Genomic DNA, 18,778 nt, shown 5'->3' with positions numbered 1-18,778 from the left:
CGAGGATTCATGGAGGTCAGTATGGCAATAGGCACTGACATTGAGATTAAAGCCAAACCGGTTTTGAAATGGGCTGGAGGAAAAACACAGCTATTGAACCAGATCATTTCAAGAATGCCGGATCAATTCAATAAGTATATAGAACCATTTGTAGGTGGCGGTGCTGTATTTTTCGCGCTGGCACCTGATGAGTCGATTATCGCTGATAGTAATCCCGAACTCATAAACCTGTATAAAGAATTGGCAAAAAACGCGAGCAGGGTTATTGAGGTCCTTCGCAGTATGGAAAACACAAAAGAAAGATTTTATGAAGTTCGTTCTCTTGAATGGGAGAGCCTTGCAAGCGACGTGGCCGCTGCTAGGACAATTTATCTTAATAAAACCTGTTTTAATGGATTATTCCGTGTAAATCGCAAGGGACAATTCAATGTTCCTTATTCTAATAATCATAAAGCTAACTATTGTGATGAAGAAACAATTATGGCTGCTGCACAGGTTCTATCTAAAGCAACAATAAGATGTTCTGATTATCATGACATTTTAATAGAGTATGCCCAAGAAGGGGATTTTGTTTTTCTCGATCCGCCATATGTACCGGTTTCTGAGTATGCTGATTTTAAGAGATATACGAAGGACCAATTTGGATTAGAAGATCAACGTCGTTTGGCTGCTGATGTAGCCATGCTGTGTGAGCGAGGATGTAAGGTGATGCTCACGAATTCAAATCATCAATTAGTCCATGAATTATATGAGCCCTATAGAATTGAAGTGTTCCAGACAAAGAGGGCAATTTCTAAAGATGCGTCAACACGAACGGGAGAAGATATTATTGTTACAACATATGAATGAGATAAATCCAAATGATCAAATAAACATGTATCCGCCAACAAGATTTATGGGTTCGAAGAATAAGCTGCTTTCAAGTATATGGGCAGCCACTGAGGATTTACACTTTAATTCTGTCCTTGACTTATTCTCGGGCTCAGGCGCGGTAGGATACATGTATAAGTGCCATGGGAAAGCTGTTGCATGTAATGATTATATGGCTATGGCCGCAACTTTCTCTAAAGCAATGATAGAAAATAATTCTGTTCGCTTAAACGAGGAAGCGATCAATAAAATATTGAGCTCCGGCGATAATACTGATCATTTTGTTGCAGATACATTTTCCGGCCTTTATTTTTCTGACGAGGACAATAATCTGATAGACAATATTAGACATAATATTTCAATGCTTGATGACCCGTATGAGAAAGCTATTGCAATGACGGCCCTCATTAGAGCTATTATGAAAAAACGCCCTAGGGGCATCTTCACGTACACAGGTAACAGATATGATGATGGAAGAAAAGATCTAAGAAAATCGTTAGAGCAGTTGTTTCGCGAGGCCGCTGTTGCTGTGAATGAAGCTGTTTTTGACAATAGGAAAGTCAATCTATCTTCTTGGCACGATTCGTTAGATTTAGATCTTCCACACTATGATCTAATATATATGGATCCACCATATTACACACCAAAATCAGATAACGAGTATGTACGACGTTACCATTTTGTTGAGGGACTTGCGAGGAACTGGGATGGAGTGGAAATCCAGGAGAATACTAAGACAAAAAAATTTAAGTCTTATCCTACACCGTTTTCTACATTAAGCGGTGCAGAGGAAGCATTCGATCACTTGTTTGAAAAATATAAATCCAGCATACTGGTTATTTCTTATTCGTCTAATAGTCAGCCGGATAAGGAACAGATGCTGAGAATTCTCTCAAAGTATAAGAATAATGTGAGGGTTACTCCTGTGGAGCACACTTATTCTTTTGGCACAACAAAAAACGTGAAGCGCAATAATGTTCAGGAATATATTTTCGTAGGGTACTAAGGGGGGGGCAAAGCATGGCAAGAGCGAAGACTGAGATAGTGCAGATCAGCGATTCTGATTGGGCGGTTATTAAAAAGTACAAAAATGGAAATGTCGAAAAGCGTGTAGTGAAAGATAAGATTGATATCTGGCTAATTGGCAACACCGGCATGCGTAATCCTTGGCGCATACCGGAGGGATTTAAAATTTATGCTGAATCAGATATGGTCGGCCATCTTCGCACGCCAGAAGAACAACGAGCATTTAAACGTTTGCTTGCTTATAAAGGAGCAATAGGTGGAGACCCAGAAAAGGATAAAGATGCAAGCATAACCAGAAAGTACAGACTTATATTTAGCAAATTTGGATTCACATATCCTGAAGTGACATCAAAGGATGGTTTTTCACAGGAGGAAATCGGACCAGTAGACGACATCACCCCGTTAGGAAAGGTATTCTACCACGCTACTACAAAGGAGATGCAGCAGGAGTGTTTTCTGAGAGGGCTTATAGTTCCAATGGAAGCAATTGATAGTTCGACCAGTTTTTCACCGTTGCTATGGACGCTGCAGGTGATGCTTAAGCTATACGACATGGTTAACGACTATCGGATAAACTTTATTGAATTTGCAACCTGTGTCCAAACCAGTAATCCTTTGAGCAATATTTCTGAAGTTTGTAATAGAATTTGCGAGATCCGTACCGATCGTAGAAATGCTGAAGACACTGATGAATATGATAAAACGCTGATTCATGATGAATGGTTGCATTACTGCAAAGATGAAGATAATTTTAAGCAATATGCAGATATGAATATTCGTTACCTGAAAGCCACAGGTGTCATCCAGAGTGCTGGAAATGGAATTACATTAGTCCCCGATTATAAACCTTTAATTATTGAAATTGCGAAGAATTCGATAAGCCATGAGAATTTGTTAAAACGATACCAAGAATTGTGTAATGGCTCACCACTCTTTTTTAAGTAAAAGGAGTCTGCGCTGTTGCGATGCCGGAAATGAAATAAGGCGGGCATAGGAAAGTATATTTAAACGAGGAGAAACGTATGATCATTGCTGAATAATTAAAGCCAATACTCGCTGGGTATAAGGCGTACTTTCCGAGCCATTGGGACGATGAAAAATATAAGTGGGAGGCAATAAAACACTTCCAGGACCACTGGGATATCGAGGCTGAGAACTTCGGAGAAATGTTCAAGCAGGCTACGGATAAGACCTATAACCTGCTGGCTTCCGGTTAGGCTTATCCTCGTGGAATGATTACGAACTTCGCAAAGGCTCACGATGAGGCAATAAGAGCGATGTTTCGTGCTCTCTTTAATGAGGAGACTGACCTGGCTGTTAGAATTGATGCCTTTCAAAATGCGGCTGAGGAGCTCCGCGTAAAGTATGATGATGGTACCTGGAGAAACCATTATCGGAACACGAACGTCATCAGCACATACCTTTGGCTGCGGTATCCCGACAAGTATTACATTTACAAGTATGAGCTTTATAAGGCTGCGGCGACAGAGCTTGGAGCGGATTATGCTCCGAAGCGCAATGGGTCAGAGACAGCTTGATCGGCGGATTTCAGATGTATGATGAAATCTGTGAGGCAATCAAGCTGGATTTATCGATAAGGGAAATGATCATTCCGTCATTGACATCGTCTTGTTATCCTGACCCGGAGCTGAAAACCGCTACAATCGACGTCGGTTTTTACCTTGCCCGTTTTTATCTGGAAGAGAAAAAGAGCGAGCATGAAGCCGATGAGTGGTTCTCGAAGGACTATTCTCCTAATTTGAGTGTCGATGACTGGGTTAGCTTTTTCCAGGATAGTTCAGTCTTCACCACCGGAAGCCTTCAAATTATGAAGAGAATGAAGGACTATGGCGGCCAGGCTACCTGCACCCAGCTTTCTGTTAAATATGGCGAGTCTAAGAATTTTTATAACAGCGGATCTACTTCCCTGGCGCGTCGTATCGTTGATAAGACCGGCTGCGAAGTATTGAAAGAGAATAACGACAACGCCCGTTGGTGGCCCGTCCTGTATATTGGCCGGTATGCCGACAAGAATGAGACAGGCAGCTACGTTTGGAAATTACGTGATGAGCTGTCAAAGGCTCTGGAACAGGTGGGCCTCGGCGACATTGAACTGTATGCTTCAACTGAAGTAGTCGCCGGCTCCTGTGGCTACTGGTGGTTGACCGCCAATCCGAAGATCTGGAGTTTTACAGATATCAAGATCGGTGAAGAACAGAATTACACGCTGTATAACGAGAACGGAAATAAGAGGCGTGTGTTTCAGAATTTCCTCGATGCAAAGGTCGGGGATATTGTCATAGGCTATGAGGCAAATCCGGTAAAGAAGGTTGTTGCTTTAGGTCGCATCACCCAAGGCAATGACGGGAAAGCGATTTACTTTGAGAAGACGGGGGGCCTTGCGAGTCCAATTGATTATCAGACCCTGAAGGAATGCTCCGAGCTGGCAAAAATGGAATTCTTTGTGCAGCCGAACGGTAGCCTGTTTAAGCTGACAAAGGGTGAATATGATTTTATCATGGACATCATCCCTGAGGAGAACCCGCTCAAGCAGCCGGACAGCGTGATACAGAAATATACGAAGGAGGACTTCCTGAGCAAGGTCTATATGACCGAGGAACGCTATGATGTTTTGGAGGCGCTTCTCCGTAACAAGATGAATGTTATACTGCAAGGTGCTCCGAGCGTGGGAAAGACTTTCACAGCAAAGAAGCTCGCATATGCCATGATGGGCGAGGTTGATGACAGTCGCATAGAGATGGTCTAGCTCCACCAGAACTATTCTTATGAGGATTTCATTATGGGCTATCGTCCGGATGGATCTGACTTCAAGCTGACAGAGGGCATAATCTATCGTTTCTGCCAGACGGCCGCAAACCATCCTGACAAAGAATACTTTTTTATTATCGACGAGATCAATCGCGGTAACATGAGTAAAATCTTCGGCGAGCTCCTGATGCTGATTGAGAAGGATTACCGCGGCACGAAGGTAACCTTGGCATATAGCGGGATGCCGTTCTCCGTTTCTGAGAATATCTATATCATTGGCATGATGAATACTGCCGATCGCAGTCTTGCAATGATTGACTATGCGCTCCGCAGAAGATTCTGCTTCTTTGAGATGGAGCCCGGCTTCAATTTCGAGGACTTCAGGAACTATCAGAATTCGTTTGCCAATGAGACCTTCAATGCTCTTATTGATCAGATCAAGGCGCTGAACAAGGAGATCACAGAGGATAGCTCTCTCGGACGCGGGTTCCAGATCGGCCACAGTTATTTCTGCGGTAGAGAGGAAGCAGGCTGTTCCGACGAATGGGTGCGTTCGGTCGTCGAGTTCGATATCTTGCCGATGCTCTCTGAGTACTGGTTTGAAGAGCCGGCGAAGCTCCAGCGTTGGGAAAAGAACCTGCGTGGTGTGTTTGATGACTAAAGATAAGAGCATCTATATCAAAAACATATATTACATGCTGTCCTACGCATTCCAGGTTCTGAAGCAGACAAACTGTGACAGCGTCAGCGCTGAGGATTTTGAACAGGTCCAAGTTTTATTTGCTGCAATCTTTACGAAGGGCGTGTCGCAGCAACTGAAACGAGGTCTCTACAGGGAGTACATTACCAGGAATGAGACCTTGTCGGTGATGCGTGGAGAACTGGACTTGCAGGAAACGATCCAGAATCGGATACAGAGAAAGACGAGACTGGCTTGCGAATTTGATGAGCTGTCGGAGACCAACCTCTTCAACCAGATTCTTAAGACGACAATTCATTATCTTGTAAGGGACGACGGCGTGGATGCAGAGCGGAAAGCTGCATTAAAGAAGGTGCTGGTTTTCTTTGACGGAATTGATTTGTTACAGCCTTCGGAAATACAGCGGGTCAGGCTTCATTACCAGCGAAACAACAAGAACTATGAGATGCTCATGAATATCTGTTACTTCGTCTTGGATGGGATGTTGCAGACAACGGAGAAGGGCGACTACAAAATGGCCGCCTTCTCGGATGAGCATATGGCGCGGCTGTATGAGAAGTTTATTCTGGAATACTACCGTCAGAGATATTCCTATCTTACGGAGGCCAAGGTAGCGCAGGCCAAGTGGGATCTTGTCGGAGAAACAAGCGAGTCCATGATCCGGTTCTTACCTGTAATGCAAACAGACATCTCACTTCGTCTGGGTGATAAGATGCTGATTATTGACGCCAAATATTATGGTCGGACCCTGCAGCAGCAGTACGATAAGTACACGCTCCACTCCGGAAATGTATATCAGATATTTACCTACGTCAAAAATCAGGATAAGGACAACACCGGTAATGTGGCCGGGCTGCTTCTCTATGCAAAAACGGACGAGGCCATAACACCTGACTGCATGTTTAACATGGGCGGTAATCAGATCGGTGCTAAGACGCTGGATCTGAATGTCGACTTTAAGGTCATTTCCGCTCAGCGCGATAAGATAGCTGAGGACTTCTTCGGCGCTCAGGTCGCATAGACAATTTCATAATAAAAACAAATGGCACTGGAACCTCTCACAAGAGAGTGACCGTGCGTAAGGGTCTGAGGACATGCTCCTCGGGCCTTTATTTTATTAAAGGAAAGTTCTCCTATCGGAGAACCCTTTAATGAAAATGCAAATTAAAATTATGCATAAAAAACAAGCGGTGGTTAAAAGAATTCAATATAGAAGCCTTCTTCAAATTCATCATCGCCAAGGTCATCATCTTCAGTTAGAAAGTAATGCATATCCAATAAATCGGAATCAGTTATGCTTCTGACCAGTTTGGGTGTCATTCCTTCTGGTGGATCTTTGATATATTTTTGCCTGAGTTCGTCTATAAATTTTTGCATCATCCTCCAATCTGTGAAAAAACAGTATGGAACAGATGGGAAGAGAAGTCAAGCAGACCGGGAGCAGGGATAAAGGCCATGCTTTATCATTATCCTTTTGTATAATTCCTCCAGAGAAACCCGTTCGTTTTTATGATACAGCTCAAGAAAGAGCATTTCTTTTTTGCAGTTTGGACATTGCAGAGGGGCATAACCTATGGTGAGCAGAAAACGATTGCGCCAGGTATTAAGATCAAGGATTATCCGGTGTTTCGATCTATGGACAGCCTTGTGAAGCTACTTATCAATCTCCCGGTGTCTGGCATAAAGCCCATAGTACCGGGTCATCTTGAAATTCTTTTCCGGGATATGCTGAATGAGCAGTTTAATGAAATCAATGGCAGGAAGGGTCCTTTGAACGAAAGAGTTGTCTTCATGCTTATTGTAATGGAAAGTTACCTTCTCCCCATCGTAGGAATCGATCTTGGAAAGTGCAATGACAGGGCGTCCAAGATAGCGGCTGACATATTTAATAATGGATTTAGGGTCGCAGAGACTGGGTTTTACATAAACATAAAATCCATTTTTGCCCTTATGGTAAATGTCTGCTTTTGTCTTTCGAGGAGGTGCCAATGCGTTTTTTCAGTCTATTTAATAAAACGGTCTGAAAAGATTTACGGAGGTAGGAATAACTGAAATAGTTGACATTACGCTAAACGCCATCATCAGAAAACTCGCCTTCAGTAAGGAGGCAATGGATGTGTGGGTTCCATTCGAGGGGACGTCCGAAAGTATGAAGGACGCAGATAAATCCAGGGACAAAGTTTTTGGATTGATTCAAGGAGAAGAAGAGTTCTTTAATGACATCAGAAACAGCCTCGAAGAGGCAGTTGAGCAAGTCACGGTTCTCAAGGAAAAAATGGCGCAGGAAATCGTCAATGGTAAAGACAAGATGCCTATGTGTGCAGTTGATCAATTTGAAGGACATAGCAGTAGACCTGTCATTAGAATATTTAGCTCCACAGGTAGGGCAAAACCTGGAATGGCAGCGAAAAGGGACGAACTTAAGGTTACTGCAATGTGGACAGCCATACATGGCCCCGCCATAGGAAGGAGCGCCGCAGTTGATGACCTTTTCGATGTTTTCCAAAACAACAGGCCTAGGTTTTAAATCATATTCAATTATTTCGTAATAGTCCCTAAGAATCTTTTGTATCACATTCATGAAATTATTATGTGACAAGATGACATAAAAAACAAGCCCTAATTTCCCTCATGAATGAGGGGCTAGGGGAGTTGAGGTGCCGAAGGCACTTTCTTATATAACTGTCAAAAACAGGAGTATAACAGAAGAATTGTTAACTTGCACTACGCCATGTTTTAAGGCATTTACAACTATATTAGCACGAAAGTAAACGAGCAACCATATCGGAAGTATCGACAGCACTGTATAATTTCGGTGCGATTTGAGGCTCGGAAATGAGCCGGCGCGGGATAGAAATTGAAGGGTAATATGGTTGGGTGGTATAGAATATCCCTGGCTGAATTGAGGTTCAGAAAAAGGAGTAGGTACTCCATTTTTGAAGGGGAAAAGGCACCGATTATTGACAGTTGATGATAGTGAAATACAGGAAACAAATGAGTCGTCTATAGATGACATCACTTTTGTATATTGAGGATTGCAAGTTGAAATTTTCGATGCTTTATGATACCATCTTATGTATATTAGGGGAATTATGTAATTATAGCCGCGACGATTAAGGAGAACAGATCATGGCAGTTAAGTATGATAAACTTTGGGATATTTTAAAAGAGAGAAACATGATGAAAACAAAGCTTGTACATGCTGCAAAGATCAGTAATAATGCTATGGTAAAACAGGAAAGAACGAGGATGTCAGATTCGAAATCCTCGTAAAAATTTGTCAAACATTGGATATGAGAGTAGAGGACATTCATCATGCAATTACCATTTTCTGAAGAACTGAATATTGGATATTTAAGCAGATTGTTTGATAACACCACCAACTGTTATAAGTTCTTCTGGTTTCAGGCAATTCTGCGCAAGGTGGATCGAAATAAAAATCGTTTTACCTTCAATGAACTCATCGATGAGATGATAGCGGATGCATGGTATATGGTAACAGAATATCATCTTCGACTGGGACCTCTTGGCATTACAGACAACCTGGAAGAGGTAGTGAAATACATATATCAGAACTACCAGATGATGCCATCCGAAAAACGCGAGAAGGTCCTGGATTTTCTTAGAACTACGGAAGATAAGAATATTCTCAAATATAAGCGTGATCTGACATTGAATGTACCGTACCGTCTGCAGGTTCCATTTTACGATTCAATTGAAATTGATCGTCAAACCTGGTATGGCCCTAAGGACAACCTGACTTCATTAATCAATCAGCAGAAGCGATTGATGTATTATTTCATTATAGTCCAGGGTTTGGATACTGTTATCGAAATAGATCCACACTGGAGCAGTTATCTGGAGAAACATAAGGAGATCCTCTTTGGCTGGACTAAACTGAAATTAATACTGTATCTGCAGAATAAAAATCCAAGTGTTCCTGGTATCGCAGATAAAATTGAGGTTCCAGTAGCACGAGATATCGAGAGAGTGCGTAAATACTGGAAACTGATTATTAAAATAGATCCTTCACTGCATGATATTTACGGTAATGTGGATTTATCCAATGAAGTTATTTCTGTGGATCATTTTGTTCCATGGCAGTACGTGGCGCATGATGAACTTTGGAATCTTCATCCGACAACAAGATCTATTAACAGTTGCAAGAGTAATCTGCTTCCAAGATGGGATCAATACTTTGATAAGCTCAGTGAAATAGAATATAGAGCCTATATCATGCGGAACAGGTTTGACATTGTTTCAAAAGAATTTAAGAAATGTGCTTTGTATCATCTGAATAATCAGGAGATACGTAATCAATTGTATATTCAGGGGCTTAGTGCGTCAGAGTTCAAAGGACGATTAGAGCATGTGATTAGGCCAGTGTATGAATCAGCTGCAAACTGCGGTTTCAGGGAGTGGAGTTATGATAGACAGAACAGTGGATTATTATAATGAAAATGCCCAAAGTTTCTTCGAGACAACGGTGAATGCAGATATGTCATTGCAGTTAGAAGATTTCATAAAGTTACTGCCTGCGGGAGGATATATTCTGGACGCTGGTTGTGGAAGCGGACGTGATAGCCTTGAACTGAAAAACAGAGGATTCAAAATAGAGGCCTTTGACGCTTCTAAAGAGATGTGTAGGCGAGCTTCGGAACTTCTTGGACAGCAAGTAAAATTATTTCGATTTGAAGAACTAAATTATATCGATCTGTTTGATGGTATCTGGGCATGCGCTTCTCTTTTACATGTAACATGGGAAGCAATGCCGGATGTAATTGACCGTCTTAATAAGTCCTTGAAAGCAAATGGTGTTCTCTACGCATCTTTCAAGAAGGGGATCGGAGAGCGTTACCGTGGAGAAAGAAGATTCACGGATGCAGATGAAGCTTATCTGCGAAGTATTCTTGAAGACCGATTTGATATTCTGGAAATTAGAGAAAGTATAGATGTTCGTCCTGGAAGAGAAAATGAAGTCTGGATGAATGCATTTGCAAGGAAGAAATAATAGAGGATAATCTGTACAAATACGTGGATTTTTCACGTATATGAAGACAGAAACGAGGTGCGCCTATGGATATTTTGAAAATTACGGAAATACAAAATGGCCTCCATGCTGCATATATAGATGGTGGTGTTGCTGCGAACCTAGCATACAAACCTGGTTTTGTATCTAATAATCCGGAGGAAGGTAAGAAGGTAATCTCATCTATCGAGGAAGAATTACTCCGTTGTGAACAGTTCCAAATCAGTGTTGCTTTTATTACCATGGGCGGTGTGACACCACTTCTTCAGACATTAAAAGAGCTGGAAGAAAAAGGGATTCCAGGTCAGATCTTGACTACGAATTACCTGAACTTCAGTGAACCGAGGGCTCTTGAGAAACTGAATGGGCTTAAGAACATCACTCTCAAGATGTATGACGTGGAAGCTGCCCAGCAAGGATTCCATACAAAGGGCTATATTTTCAAAAAGGAAGAAATTTATCGAATTATCCTTGGTAGTTCTAATATGACTTCAGCTGCGCTGACAGTAAATAAAGAATGGAATACCAAGTTAATTTCTACTGAGAATGGAGAAGTGGCCCAGGAGATCGTGAAAGAGTTCAAGAGCCTCTGGGACAGCGAGTATGCGCTTACCTATGATGAGTTTTATGAGGTTTATCAGGAACGATATAACATCATAAAGCATCAGAGAGAGATAGCAAAAAGAGATGAGATCCCATCTCTTGAGAAATACAGATTAAAACCGAACTCCATGCAGGAGCAGTTTATTGTAAATCTCAGAAAAATCTTGGCAGCGGGAGAAAAGCGAGCGCTTTTGATATCTGCCACGGGAACCGGAAAGACCTATGCTTCTGCATTTGCCATGCGTGAGTTGGGATTTAAACGAGTTCTATTTTTGCTGCATAGAGGACAACTTGCGCGTCAGACGAAAAAGTCCTATGAGAGAGTTTTTGATCGTAAGTTCAGCATGGGATTAGTTGGTGCAGGCTATCATGAATATGATAAAGACTATATCTTTGCAACGGTACAGACTTTGAATCGTGATAAACATCTTTTCCAGTATCAGAAGAATGCGTTCGATTGCATTATTCTGGATGAGGCACATCACAGTAGTGCAGATACCTATCAGAAGGTAATGTCATACTTTGAGCCAAAGCTTTTCTTAGGAATGACCGCGACCCCAGATAAACGAGATGACAATATCGAAGGACGAAATATTTATGAGCTTTTCAATTATCAGATTGCTCATGAGATCCGTTTGCAACAAGCTATGGAAGACCAGCTGTTGTGCCCGTTCCATTACTTCGGTATAAGTGATTTTTATAGCCTTGATGATAATGCAATTAAGTCAAGAAATCTTGCACCACAGGATTTCAACCGTATCACTTGCGATGAACGTGTGAATCATATCATCGAGCAGGCGAATTACTTTGGATATAGTGGAGATCGCGTAAAGGGATTAATCTTCTGCAGCCGAATTGAAGAAACTATCCGACTTTCTGCGAAATTTAATGAAAAAGGATTCCGTACCATTGCATTAAATGGATCTGCCAGTGAAACTGAAAGAGAAGAAGCATTTGAACGCCTTGCTATGGATGAAGGCGAAACAAAGAATGGGAAGACTCCTCTTGACTATATCTTCTCTGTGGAAATTCTGAATGAAGGTGTTGATATCGTCGAGGTAAATCAGGTTATTATGCTTCGACCTACTCAGTCACCGATTGTCTTTATCCAGCAGTTGGGACGTGGACTTCGTAAGGCTGCAGGTAAGGAGTATGTTGTTATACTGGACTTTATCGGGAATTATAATAATAACTTTATGATCCCGGTAGCCCTTTCAGGAGATCGTACTTACAATGCAGATACCATTCGTAAATATGTTATCAGCGGAAACAGCACCATTCCAGGTACATCCACTGTACATTTTGATGAGATTTCCAAGGATAAGATATTCAAGTCCATTGATAAGATCAGAGGAATGAAGTCTCTGATCAAGGAGAGTTATATTACTCTTAAGAGACGATTGGGTCGTGTTCCGCTTCTTTATGATTTTTATGAAAATCAGGAAATTGATCCGTTGGTTATTATTAAAACATACAAAACCTATTATGCCTTTATGGAGGCAATGGAAAAGGATAAGTACCGTAATGAATTAAATGAGCAGGAAAAACTCACACTGGAATATCTGTCTAAGACAATTCTCTCCGGGGTTCGTCCGGACGAACTTGCAATTTTGAAGCAACTCCTTGCCTGCGACATTATAGAATTTGCTGATTTTGCTAAGGAATACAAGCAGACCTATGGATATGAGATTCAACTGCCTCAGTTGCAAGAAGCTGTTCAGGTATTGCAGGGGTGTTTTGTCAGCAAGGAATCTGAGTATCAGAAATTCTGCCATATTGACATCCTGGAAGCAGATAGATCTGGCAGGATAAGAAGACTGTCCAGCTATGCAGAGAGATTGGCGCATGCGCAATTCTATATGCAACTGGAGGATATTATCAAGGTTGGTGTTGCCAGATACAAGGAAAAATATCTGCCTGGCAAAAAATTGGATACGCCTTTTGTGCTTTATGAGAAATATTCCAGAAAGGATGTTAGTCTTCTCATGAACTGCGGTAAGGATTTATCTTCTGTAATGTATGGTATGAAGCGTATTGATGAAGATGTATTCATCTTCATCACTTATCATAAGGAAGAAGCTCAGGACGAGAAGAACTACGTAGAAGGCAAGCCGGACTATGCAGATGCATTTGAAGATAACCTGATTTTCAAATGGGATTCACAGATTGGCAAAGGTCCGGATAGCTCTTATATGCAGGATGTGATGGGGGCTGTCAGAAAGCATCTGTTTGTAAAAAAGAGTGATGCGGAAGTGAACTTCTACTACATGGGTCAGTTTGATGTGGTCGAGGCCAGAGGTGCTGAGAAGGAAGACAATCACGGTCGCATGCAGCCAATCACGAAGGTGACGATGAAGATGCATCATGCGGTTAGAGATGATCTTCTCAGATACTTACAGTCAAATATCATAGCATAATACAATAAGCGAGGTGCTTTTCGACATGAAAACAATTAAAGTTGTTGCAGCGATTATCTGTAATAATATGCAGAAAAAGACTAAGGTTTTTGCAACTGCCAGAGGCTATGGTGATTTAAAAGGCGGTTGGGAATTCCCTGGAGGCAAAGTTGAACCAGGTGAAACTCCGCAGCAGGCTCTTGTCAGAGAAATTATGGAGGAGCTGAACACAGAGATTAAGGTCGGTGATTGCATTGATACCATTGAGTATGATTATCCGACTTTCCATCTTTCTATGGACTGCTTCTGGGCAGAAGTGACTTCTGGACAGCTGGAACTAAAGGAAGCAGCGGCAGCAAAGTGGCTGACCAAAGAACAGCTTGATAGCGTTGCTTGGTTACCAGCAGATATCACTTTGATTGAGAAAATCCGAGCTAATATGGGCTAAATGAAAATAGGTGAATTCGATTTAATGTTTCATATTCTGCAGAGATATATGGAGCGCCTCAACGGATGATTTCACCCTACATAATGCAGTAAGTATTCCTAAGGATAGAAGTGTATGGAAGAACTAACTAAGAAACAAATCGAAGATTACAAGAAGCTCTGCAATGAGCGAGATCACGGTAGACTCCTCACCCCGGTGGACTACGCTTTATCTGCGAAGCCAACAATATGGATCCGTTTCCAACATATTTGCGAGAAATATAACAAGACATACAAAGAAGAGTTACCTAAAATAACACCTCATGATTGAGTTATAATAAGGACAAGTTAGAAAACCCTAGGAAATACAGGGGGTTGCACTAATTTAGTCCTTATTTTTAATTCCCTGAAAAGGGGATAAATGAGGCAGCGCTGTCATTCCAGAATACGAATTATTGTAAGTCCAGAACACTGGATATGGATTTGCATACCACGAAAGCGGTGATAACTGAATATACTTATTTTTAGGACTGAATTAGCTCGCACGGACATTAGTTCCGACTGTCTGGTTCAGTCCTCTTTTTTATTTGAGATCAAAGAAAGGTGATAAAGAATATGGCAAAAATTATATCAGTAGTAAACCAGAAAGGCGGAACTGGAAAATCCGCATGTGCAGCAAATCTTGGTGTAGGGTTGGCTCTTATGAATAAGAAGGTGTTAGTCGTGGATGCTGATCCGCAGTCAGATGTGTCTGCTGGATTTGGATTCCGTGACTGCGATAATAGTAATGAAACATTAACAACGCTGATGGAAATGGTGTTGAGTGATGAAGATATTCCGGAAGACTGCTTTATCCAGCATACAGAGGAAGGTATTGATATTATCTGTTCCAATATTGGATTGGCAGGAACAGAAGTACAGCTTGTGAATGCAATGAGCCGTGAGTTTGTCCTGAAACAGATATTAAACAAGGTAAAAGACCGGTACGATGCAATTTTAATAGATTGTATGCCATCTTTGGGTATGATCACCATCAATGCCCTGGCAGCATCGGATGAAGTGTTGATTCCGGTAGAAGCATCCTATCTTCCAATCAAGGGATTGCAGCAGCTTTTGAAGACGATCGGAAAAGTCAGAAGACAGATCAACCCGAAACTGCAGATTGCCGGTATCCTTTTCAGTATGGTGGATGCCCATACAAATGATGCCAGAAACAACATGGAATTGCTTCATAATGCCTATGGAAATCAGATTCATGTGTTTGACAATTATATTCCATTTTCTGTCAGGATGAAAGAAGCGGTCAGAGAGGGACAGAGTATTCTTAAATACGAACCAAAAGGTAAAGTTGCGAAAGCATATATGAATTTTACGGAGGAGGTTCTTGAACATGGCAGGTAAAAAGAAATCAACGCCAATTCCATTACAGTCATTAGATGCCCTATTCGGAACAACAAGTGAGAAACAGGCAGGCATCCAACAGATTGCTCTGGATAATCTGCATTCCTTCTCTAATCATCCGTTTAAGGTTCTGGATGATGACAAGATGATTGAGTTGTCTGAAAGCGTGAGGACGCATGGAGTTTTGGTGCCTGGTATTGTGAGAATAAAGGACACCGGCGGTTATGAAATTATAGCAGGGCACCGCCGTAAGAGGGCGTGTGAGATTGCTGGCTTGAAAACCATGCCAGTCATTATTAAAGACTTGACAGATGATGAATCGACTGTGATTATGGTTGATTCAAACATTCAGCGTGAAGAACTGTTGATCAGTGAAAAGGCATTTGCCTATAAAATGAAATATGATGCATTGAAACGCCAGGGCAAACGAAGTGATTTAACTTCTTGCCAAGTTGGCAAGAAGTTGGCGGCAGAGGATATCAGCCAAAATTCAGAGGATAGCACACGGCAGATTCTCAGGTATATCCATCTGACGGAATTACTTCCGGTTCTTCTGGATATGGCTGACCATAAACAGCTCCCGTTTAATACTGCTGTCGAATTATCATATTTGAAAAAAGAGGAGCAGGATATATTGCTTCAGTATATGGGTAACCATGAAATGGTTCCGTCCATGAAGCAGGCACAGGAAATGAAGAAGTGTTCTAAGGAACATTTACTGACATATTCGGAAATTGATTGTATCTGTTGCCAGGGTAAAACAGAGAAATTACAGGTGAAGCTGCCGGAAAAGAAGCTCCGGATGTTTTTTCCGGAGAGTTATACAAAAGAGCAGATAGAAGATGTGATTTTTAAATTGTTAGAGGAATGGGCAGACAATAAGGAGCGTGTTCAAAATGACAATCATGGATGTGATTAAGAAGGCATTGTTACCACTGGCAGCTATGGCATTCTGGCTCTGGATGGTAAAAACGATTATGGGAGTGACCGGGAATACAGATTTATTTATGTTCCTGTTCCTTGCAGGGCTTCCGTTTGGAATACATAAAATGTGTATCATTTTAATCCCCAGAGGCTATGATGTTGGGGGTACTGTTGGAATGATCGCATTGAGTGTTATTGTGGGTGGTTTATTGGGAAGCCTTATGATCCCATATTATATTGTGAGGGCAGTCTATGTGACCATCCGGTATATAGTAAAAAGATAATGAATAGTAGATTTGAGGCAGGCTTGCGAAAAAACAAATTCGTAAGCCTGCCTTTTTTTGTGCGATAAAGCTGGAAAGTACAAAGCCAAGATTGTTTTGGATTTGTATTTGACGGCTAACGGTCATTGAGCAGCAAAGCTGCGAAATGTGCGATAAAGCAGGCAATTCAGGGGGAATCCCCTTTTGCATAAAGAAAAAGTTGGAGGAGAACGAACATGAGAGAGAGAATCAAGAACAAACAGATTACTAAAGAAATCAGAGGGCAGCTTCCGGTTATTACACCGGCTATGTTCCGGGAAAGAGGCTGTTCCTATTGCCCTTATTATGCAGGAAGTTATGAAAAATTTCCAAGATGCATGATGGCAGCCTGTGCCTGGGATGATGAAGAAGAACATTTCCATCCGGTTCTTCGCCAGATGCTTCCGGAATTTAAAAGGAAGATGGAGAAAGCAGAAGAGAAATATCTGGAATTAAAAACTGCCTATGAACTGCTTATGAGTATGTTTGAGGCTGAAATGGCACAGGAGGAACTGGAAAAGGATGAATGTTACGACTGTTGTTATGCCAAGTGTGGTCCATGTATCGGGCTGTGCTATAAAACACTGAAAGGATAGGAGGATCCGAGGTAATGAATACAGCAATTATTTCCGGAAGACTGGTTCGTGATCCGGGCTATAACGAGACACAGAATGAGAAAGGTCTTCATAAGATTGCCAAGTTTGTACTGGCAGTCAGAAGGAATTACTCAGACGATGTCAGTTTCATTCCGGTGAAAGCCTTTGCAAAAAAAGCGGAGTTTGTCCGTGATTATCTGGTGCAGGGGACAAAGGTAATGGTAGAGGGTGAAATCGTAACCGGCAGTTACGATAATAAAGAGACCGGCAAAAAGGTATATACGACAGAGCTTTTTGCAGACCGTATCGAGTTTGCCGGTGCAAAAGTGCAGGAGAAAATGCCGGAGCCGATGGAAGGGGATGGTTTTCTGAACATCCCGGAATCTATGGAAGAAGAAATGCCATTTCGATAGGAGGATAAGCCAATGGTAATGTTAAATAAAGAGTACATGATCAACCACATGAGAAATGAAAACGGTTCCATCAATATCAAAAATGTAGTATTGGCGGCTGCCTGTGAAGCAACCGAGCTGTTCCAGTGCCTGATTGTAATGGACAGCAACTTTACAGATTGGAGCCGTTTCGTTGACCGTCTGGAGAAGAACGTGGAGAAACAAGACTATGAAAAAGTCCATGAACTCTGCCAGACCATGTATGCCATGAGGCATCTGTCAGAAGAACTGGAAGGGTTGTATCTGGTAAGGGAAGATGCAGAGCTTTGTTCCCTGTATTATCAGATTTTTGTGGGAATGCTGGATTTGACTGTTTTCTCAACAGAGGCAATGGTCGATCTGAATGGAGGGAAGCATGATGAGTAATCAGGATTATATGCCGGTAGAGTGCCTGCTGGTGCCTAAGGCACTGTTTAAGGATGCGAGATATTGCTCTTTATCCACTACGGCAAAGGTATTATACAGCCTTATGCTTGACCGGCTGAGATATGCAGCACAGAACAGATGGATTGACCAGAAAGGGAAACTGTATGTGATCTATCCCAAAAGTGAAATGATCAGGGATCTGAATAGCACCAGGTACCGGGTAGATTACGCTGTTTCGGAACTGGAAAGTATGGGAAACATGGTTCGGGTTGTTAAAGACAATGGCAGACCGAACCGTTTCTATATAAATGATATTTCAAAGATGAATGAGGAGGAAAAGACTATGATGACAATCAATGATTTAATGACAATGGTAGGCCCGGAGGAGGCAGAAGAAATCATGGACAAGATGGTGACAGCTGCCAGGGAAATTGTGGATGACCTTATGAAAAAAGGCTACATCGAGATTATAAGGGAAGGCTGTCCGGAGGGAGGGCCTCTGGAGGATGGTGTACCGCCAATTGATCTGGGAGAGGACGAGTTTAATCCGGAAGATTTAAGTCCGATGGAATTCAGATGCTACTGTGATGAGAACGGTAACCTGGATGATGAGGCAATCGAAGATGATGCCAGTGAATTTGGTATGGACCTGGCTTTCGGTGTCATTGAATTACTGGAAAATGATCCGGATAGAATTGAGGCAATCCGCCAGTATTTCAACCATGTTTACAAGATGGAATCCATGAAGAGATTTATGGCTGTCGTAGAGACAACGGCTGTGATCTGCGGAAATTCCCCGGAATGGATCGAAGATATGCACGCCTGCAACAAAGGTGCCAGACGAATCTATCTGAAGGAACTGGTGAGTGTGTTCAACATGTACCTGAATATGTTCAAGAACAAAGAGATGGAATAATG

Annotated in this window: 22 protein-coding genes and 1 pseudogene; 21 read left to right on the top strand and 2 right to left on the bottom strand. The window is 41.9% G+C overall.

Annotated features, from left to right (window positions below):
• Positions 1-21: 21 nt before the first annotated feature.
• The 7 genes from WMO65_RS11650 (at position 22) to mcrC (ending at position 6,386) form a co-directional block, all read left to right on the top strand.
• Positions 22-849 carry a DNA adenine methylase gene (locus tag WMO65_RS11650; RefSeq protein WP_243128774.1) on the top strand — a complete coding sequence of 276 codons (828 nt, stop codon included), beginning with the start codon at positions 22-24 and terminating at the stop codon, positions 847-849.
• The gene (locus tag WMO65_RS11645) at positions 830-1,876 is read left to right on the top strand and encodes a DNA adenine methylase (RefSeq protein WP_243128773.1); all 1,047 of its coding nucleotides are present in this window, start codon (positions 830-832) and stop codon (positions 1,874-1,876) included. Before WMO65_RS11650 ends, WMO65_RS11645 begins: the two co-directional genes overlap by 20 nt.
• Before the next feature lie 14 nt (positions 1,877-1,890).
• On the top strand, positions 1,891-2,841 hold the full coding sequence (locus WMO65_RS11640; RefSeq protein WP_148391536.1) for an AlwI family type II restriction endonuclease: 951 nt from the start codon (positions 1,891-1,893) through the stop codon (positions 2,839-2,841).
• Positions 2,842-3,173: 332 nt separating this feature from the next.
• Positions 3,174-3,434: a hypothetical protein gene (locus WMO65_RS11635; RefSeq protein ID WP_148391535.1), complete on the top strand. Its 261-nt coding sequence runs from the start codon at positions 3,174-3,176 to the stop codon at positions 3,432-3,434.
• Positions 3,435-3,448: 14 nt separating this feature from the next.
• Positions 3,449-4,663, top strand: a complete 1,215-nt coding sequence (locus tag WMO65_RS11630) for an EVE domain-containing protein (RefSeq protein WP_330641552.1) — start codon at positions 3,449-3,451, stop codon at positions 4,661-4,663.
• A gap of 33 nt (positions 4,664-4,696) precedes the next feature.
• Positions 4,697-5,326 (top strand): AAA family ATPase, encoded by a 630-nt coding sequence (locus tag WMO65_RS11625; RefSeq protein WP_334304668.1) that lies wholly within the window; start codon positions 4,697-4,699, stop codon positions 5,324-5,326.
• The gene (mcrC, locus tag WMO65_RS11620; RefSeq protein ID WP_256157771.1) at positions 5,319-6,386 is read left to right on the top strand and encodes a 5-methylcytosine-specific restriction endonuclease system specificity protein McrC; all 1,068 of its coding nucleotides are present in this window, start codon (positions 5,319-5,321) and stop codon (positions 6,384-6,386) included. The genes WMO65_RS11625 and mcrC overlap by 8 nt, the downstream gene beginning before the upstream one ends.
• Positions 6,387-6,559: 173 nt before the next feature.
• Here mcrC and WMO65_RS11615 read toward each other — a convergent pair whose 3' ends face one another.
• Together WMO65_RS11615 and WMO65_RS26650 are read right to left on the bottom strand one after the other, a co-directional pair.
• Complete coding sequence (locus tag WMO65_RS11615) at positions 6,560-6,745, bottom strand: hypothetical protein (RefSeq protein ID WP_148391533.1); 186 nt, start codon at positions 6,743-6,745, stop codon at positions 6,560-6,562.
• 45 nt (positions 6,746-6,790) lie between these two features.
• A pseudogene (locus WMO65_RS26650) lies at positions 6,791-7,946 on the bottom strand (IS91 family transposase).
• 548 nt (positions 7,947-8,494) lie between these two features.
• Between WMO65_RS26650 and WMO65_RS11600 the strand changes: the two are divergent.
• From WMO65_RS11600 to WMO65_RS11535, 14 genes are all read left to right on the top strand, one after another.
• On the top strand, positions 8,495-8,638 hold the full coding sequence (locus WMO65_RS11600; RefSeq protein ID WP_243128772.1) for a hypothetical protein: 144 nt from the start codon (positions 8,495-8,497) through the stop codon (positions 8,636-8,638).
• Entirely contained in the window at positions 8,629-8,700 is a 72-nt protein-coding gene (locus tag WMO65_RS11595; RefSeq protein WP_243128781.1) for a hypothetical protein, read from the top strand. Before WMO65_RS11600 ends, WMO65_RS11595 begins: the two co-directional genes overlap by 10 nt.
• Complete coding sequence (locus tag WMO65_RS11590; RefSeq protein ID WP_227211121.1) at positions 8,681-9,820, top strand: HNH endonuclease domain-containing protein; 1,140 nt, start codon at positions 8,681-8,683, stop codon at positions 9,818-9,820. Before WMO65_RS11595 ends, WMO65_RS11590 begins: the two co-directional genes overlap by 20 nt.
• Positions 9,792-10,376 (top strand): class I SAM-dependent methyltransferase, encoded by a 585-nt coding sequence (locus tag WMO65_RS11585; RefSeq protein ID WP_148391531.1) that lies wholly within the window; start codon positions 9,792-9,794, stop codon positions 10,374-10,376. Before WMO65_RS11590 ends, WMO65_RS11585 begins: the two co-directional genes overlap by 29 nt.
• Positions 10,377-10,441: 65 nt before the next feature.
• Positions 10,442-13,414 carry a DEAD/DEAH box helicase gene (locus WMO65_RS11580; RefSeq protein ID WP_148391530.1) on the top strand — a complete coding sequence of 991 codons (2,973 nt, stop codon included), beginning with the start codon at positions 10,442-10,444 and terminating at the stop codon, positions 13,412-13,414.
• Between the two features lie 25 nt (positions 13,415-13,439).
• Positions 13,440-13,841, top strand: coding sequence for a (deoxy)nucleoside triphosphate pyrophosphohydrolase (locus tag WMO65_RS11575; RefSeq protein ID WP_148391529.1), 402 nt, complete (start codon positions 13,440-13,442; stop codon positions 13,839-13,841).
• A 114-nt stretch (positions 13,842-13,955) separates the two neighbouring features.
• Complete coding sequence (locus WMO65_RS11570; RefSeq protein WP_256157774.1) at positions 13,956-14,150, top strand: cytochrome C; 195 nt, start codon at positions 13,956-13,958, stop codon at positions 14,148-14,150.
• A gap of 284 nt (positions 14,151-14,434) precedes the next feature.
• A complete protein-coding gene (locus WMO65_RS11565) occupies positions 14,435-15,220 on the top strand; it encodes a ParA family protein (RefSeq protein ID WP_118743337.1) in 786 nt (261 codons plus the stop codon).
• A complete protein-coding gene (locus WMO65_RS11560) occupies positions 15,210-16,139 on the top strand; it encodes a ParB/RepB/Spo0J family partition protein (protein ID WP_118743338.1) in 930 nt (309 codons plus the stop codon). The genes WMO65_RS11565 and WMO65_RS11560 overlap by 11 nt, the downstream gene beginning before the upstream one ends.
• Positions 16,117-16,428, top strand: a complete 312-nt coding sequence (locus WMO65_RS11555; protein WP_118743339.1) for a DUF6050 family protein — start codon at positions 16,117-16,119, stop codon at positions 16,426-16,428. The genes WMO65_RS11560 and WMO65_RS11555 overlap by 23 nt, the downstream gene beginning before the upstream one ends.
• A gap of 215 nt (positions 16,429-16,643) precedes the next feature.
• Positions 16,644-17,042, top strand: coding sequence for a hypothetical protein (locus tag WMO65_RS11550; RefSeq protein WP_118743340.1), 399 nt, complete (start codon positions 16,644-16,646; stop codon positions 17,040-17,042).
• A 14-nt stretch (positions 17,043-17,056) separates the two neighbouring features.
• On the top strand, positions 17,057-17,455 hold the full coding sequence (locus WMO65_RS11545; RefSeq protein ID WP_002587864.1) for a single-stranded DNA-binding protein: 399 nt from the start codon (positions 17,057-17,059) through the stop codon (positions 17,453-17,455).
• Between the two features lie 12 nt (positions 17,456-17,467).
• Complete coding sequence (locus WMO65_RS11540; protein ID WP_118743341.1) at positions 17,468-17,860, top strand: hypothetical protein; 393 nt, start codon at positions 17,468-17,470, stop codon at positions 17,858-17,860.
• The gene (locus WMO65_RS11535) at positions 17,850-18,776 is read left to right on the top strand and encodes a replication initiator protein A (protein ID WP_118743342.1); all 927 of its coding nucleotides are present in this window, start codon (positions 17,850-17,852) and stop codon (positions 18,774-18,776) included. Before WMO65_RS11540 ends, WMO65_RS11535 begins: the two co-directional genes overlap by 11 nt.
• Positions 18,777-18,778 lie beyond the last annotated feature (2 nt).

The sequence above is a fragment of the Blautia caccae genome (assembly GCF_040095955.1).
In the GTDB taxonomy this organism is placed as follows: Bacteria; Bacillota; Clostridia; order Lachnospirales; family Lachnospiraceae; genus Blautia; species Blautia celeris.
The sequence above is the reverse complement of the archived record's forward strand: the minus strand, read 5'-3'. Positions and strand labels throughout refer to the sequence as shown.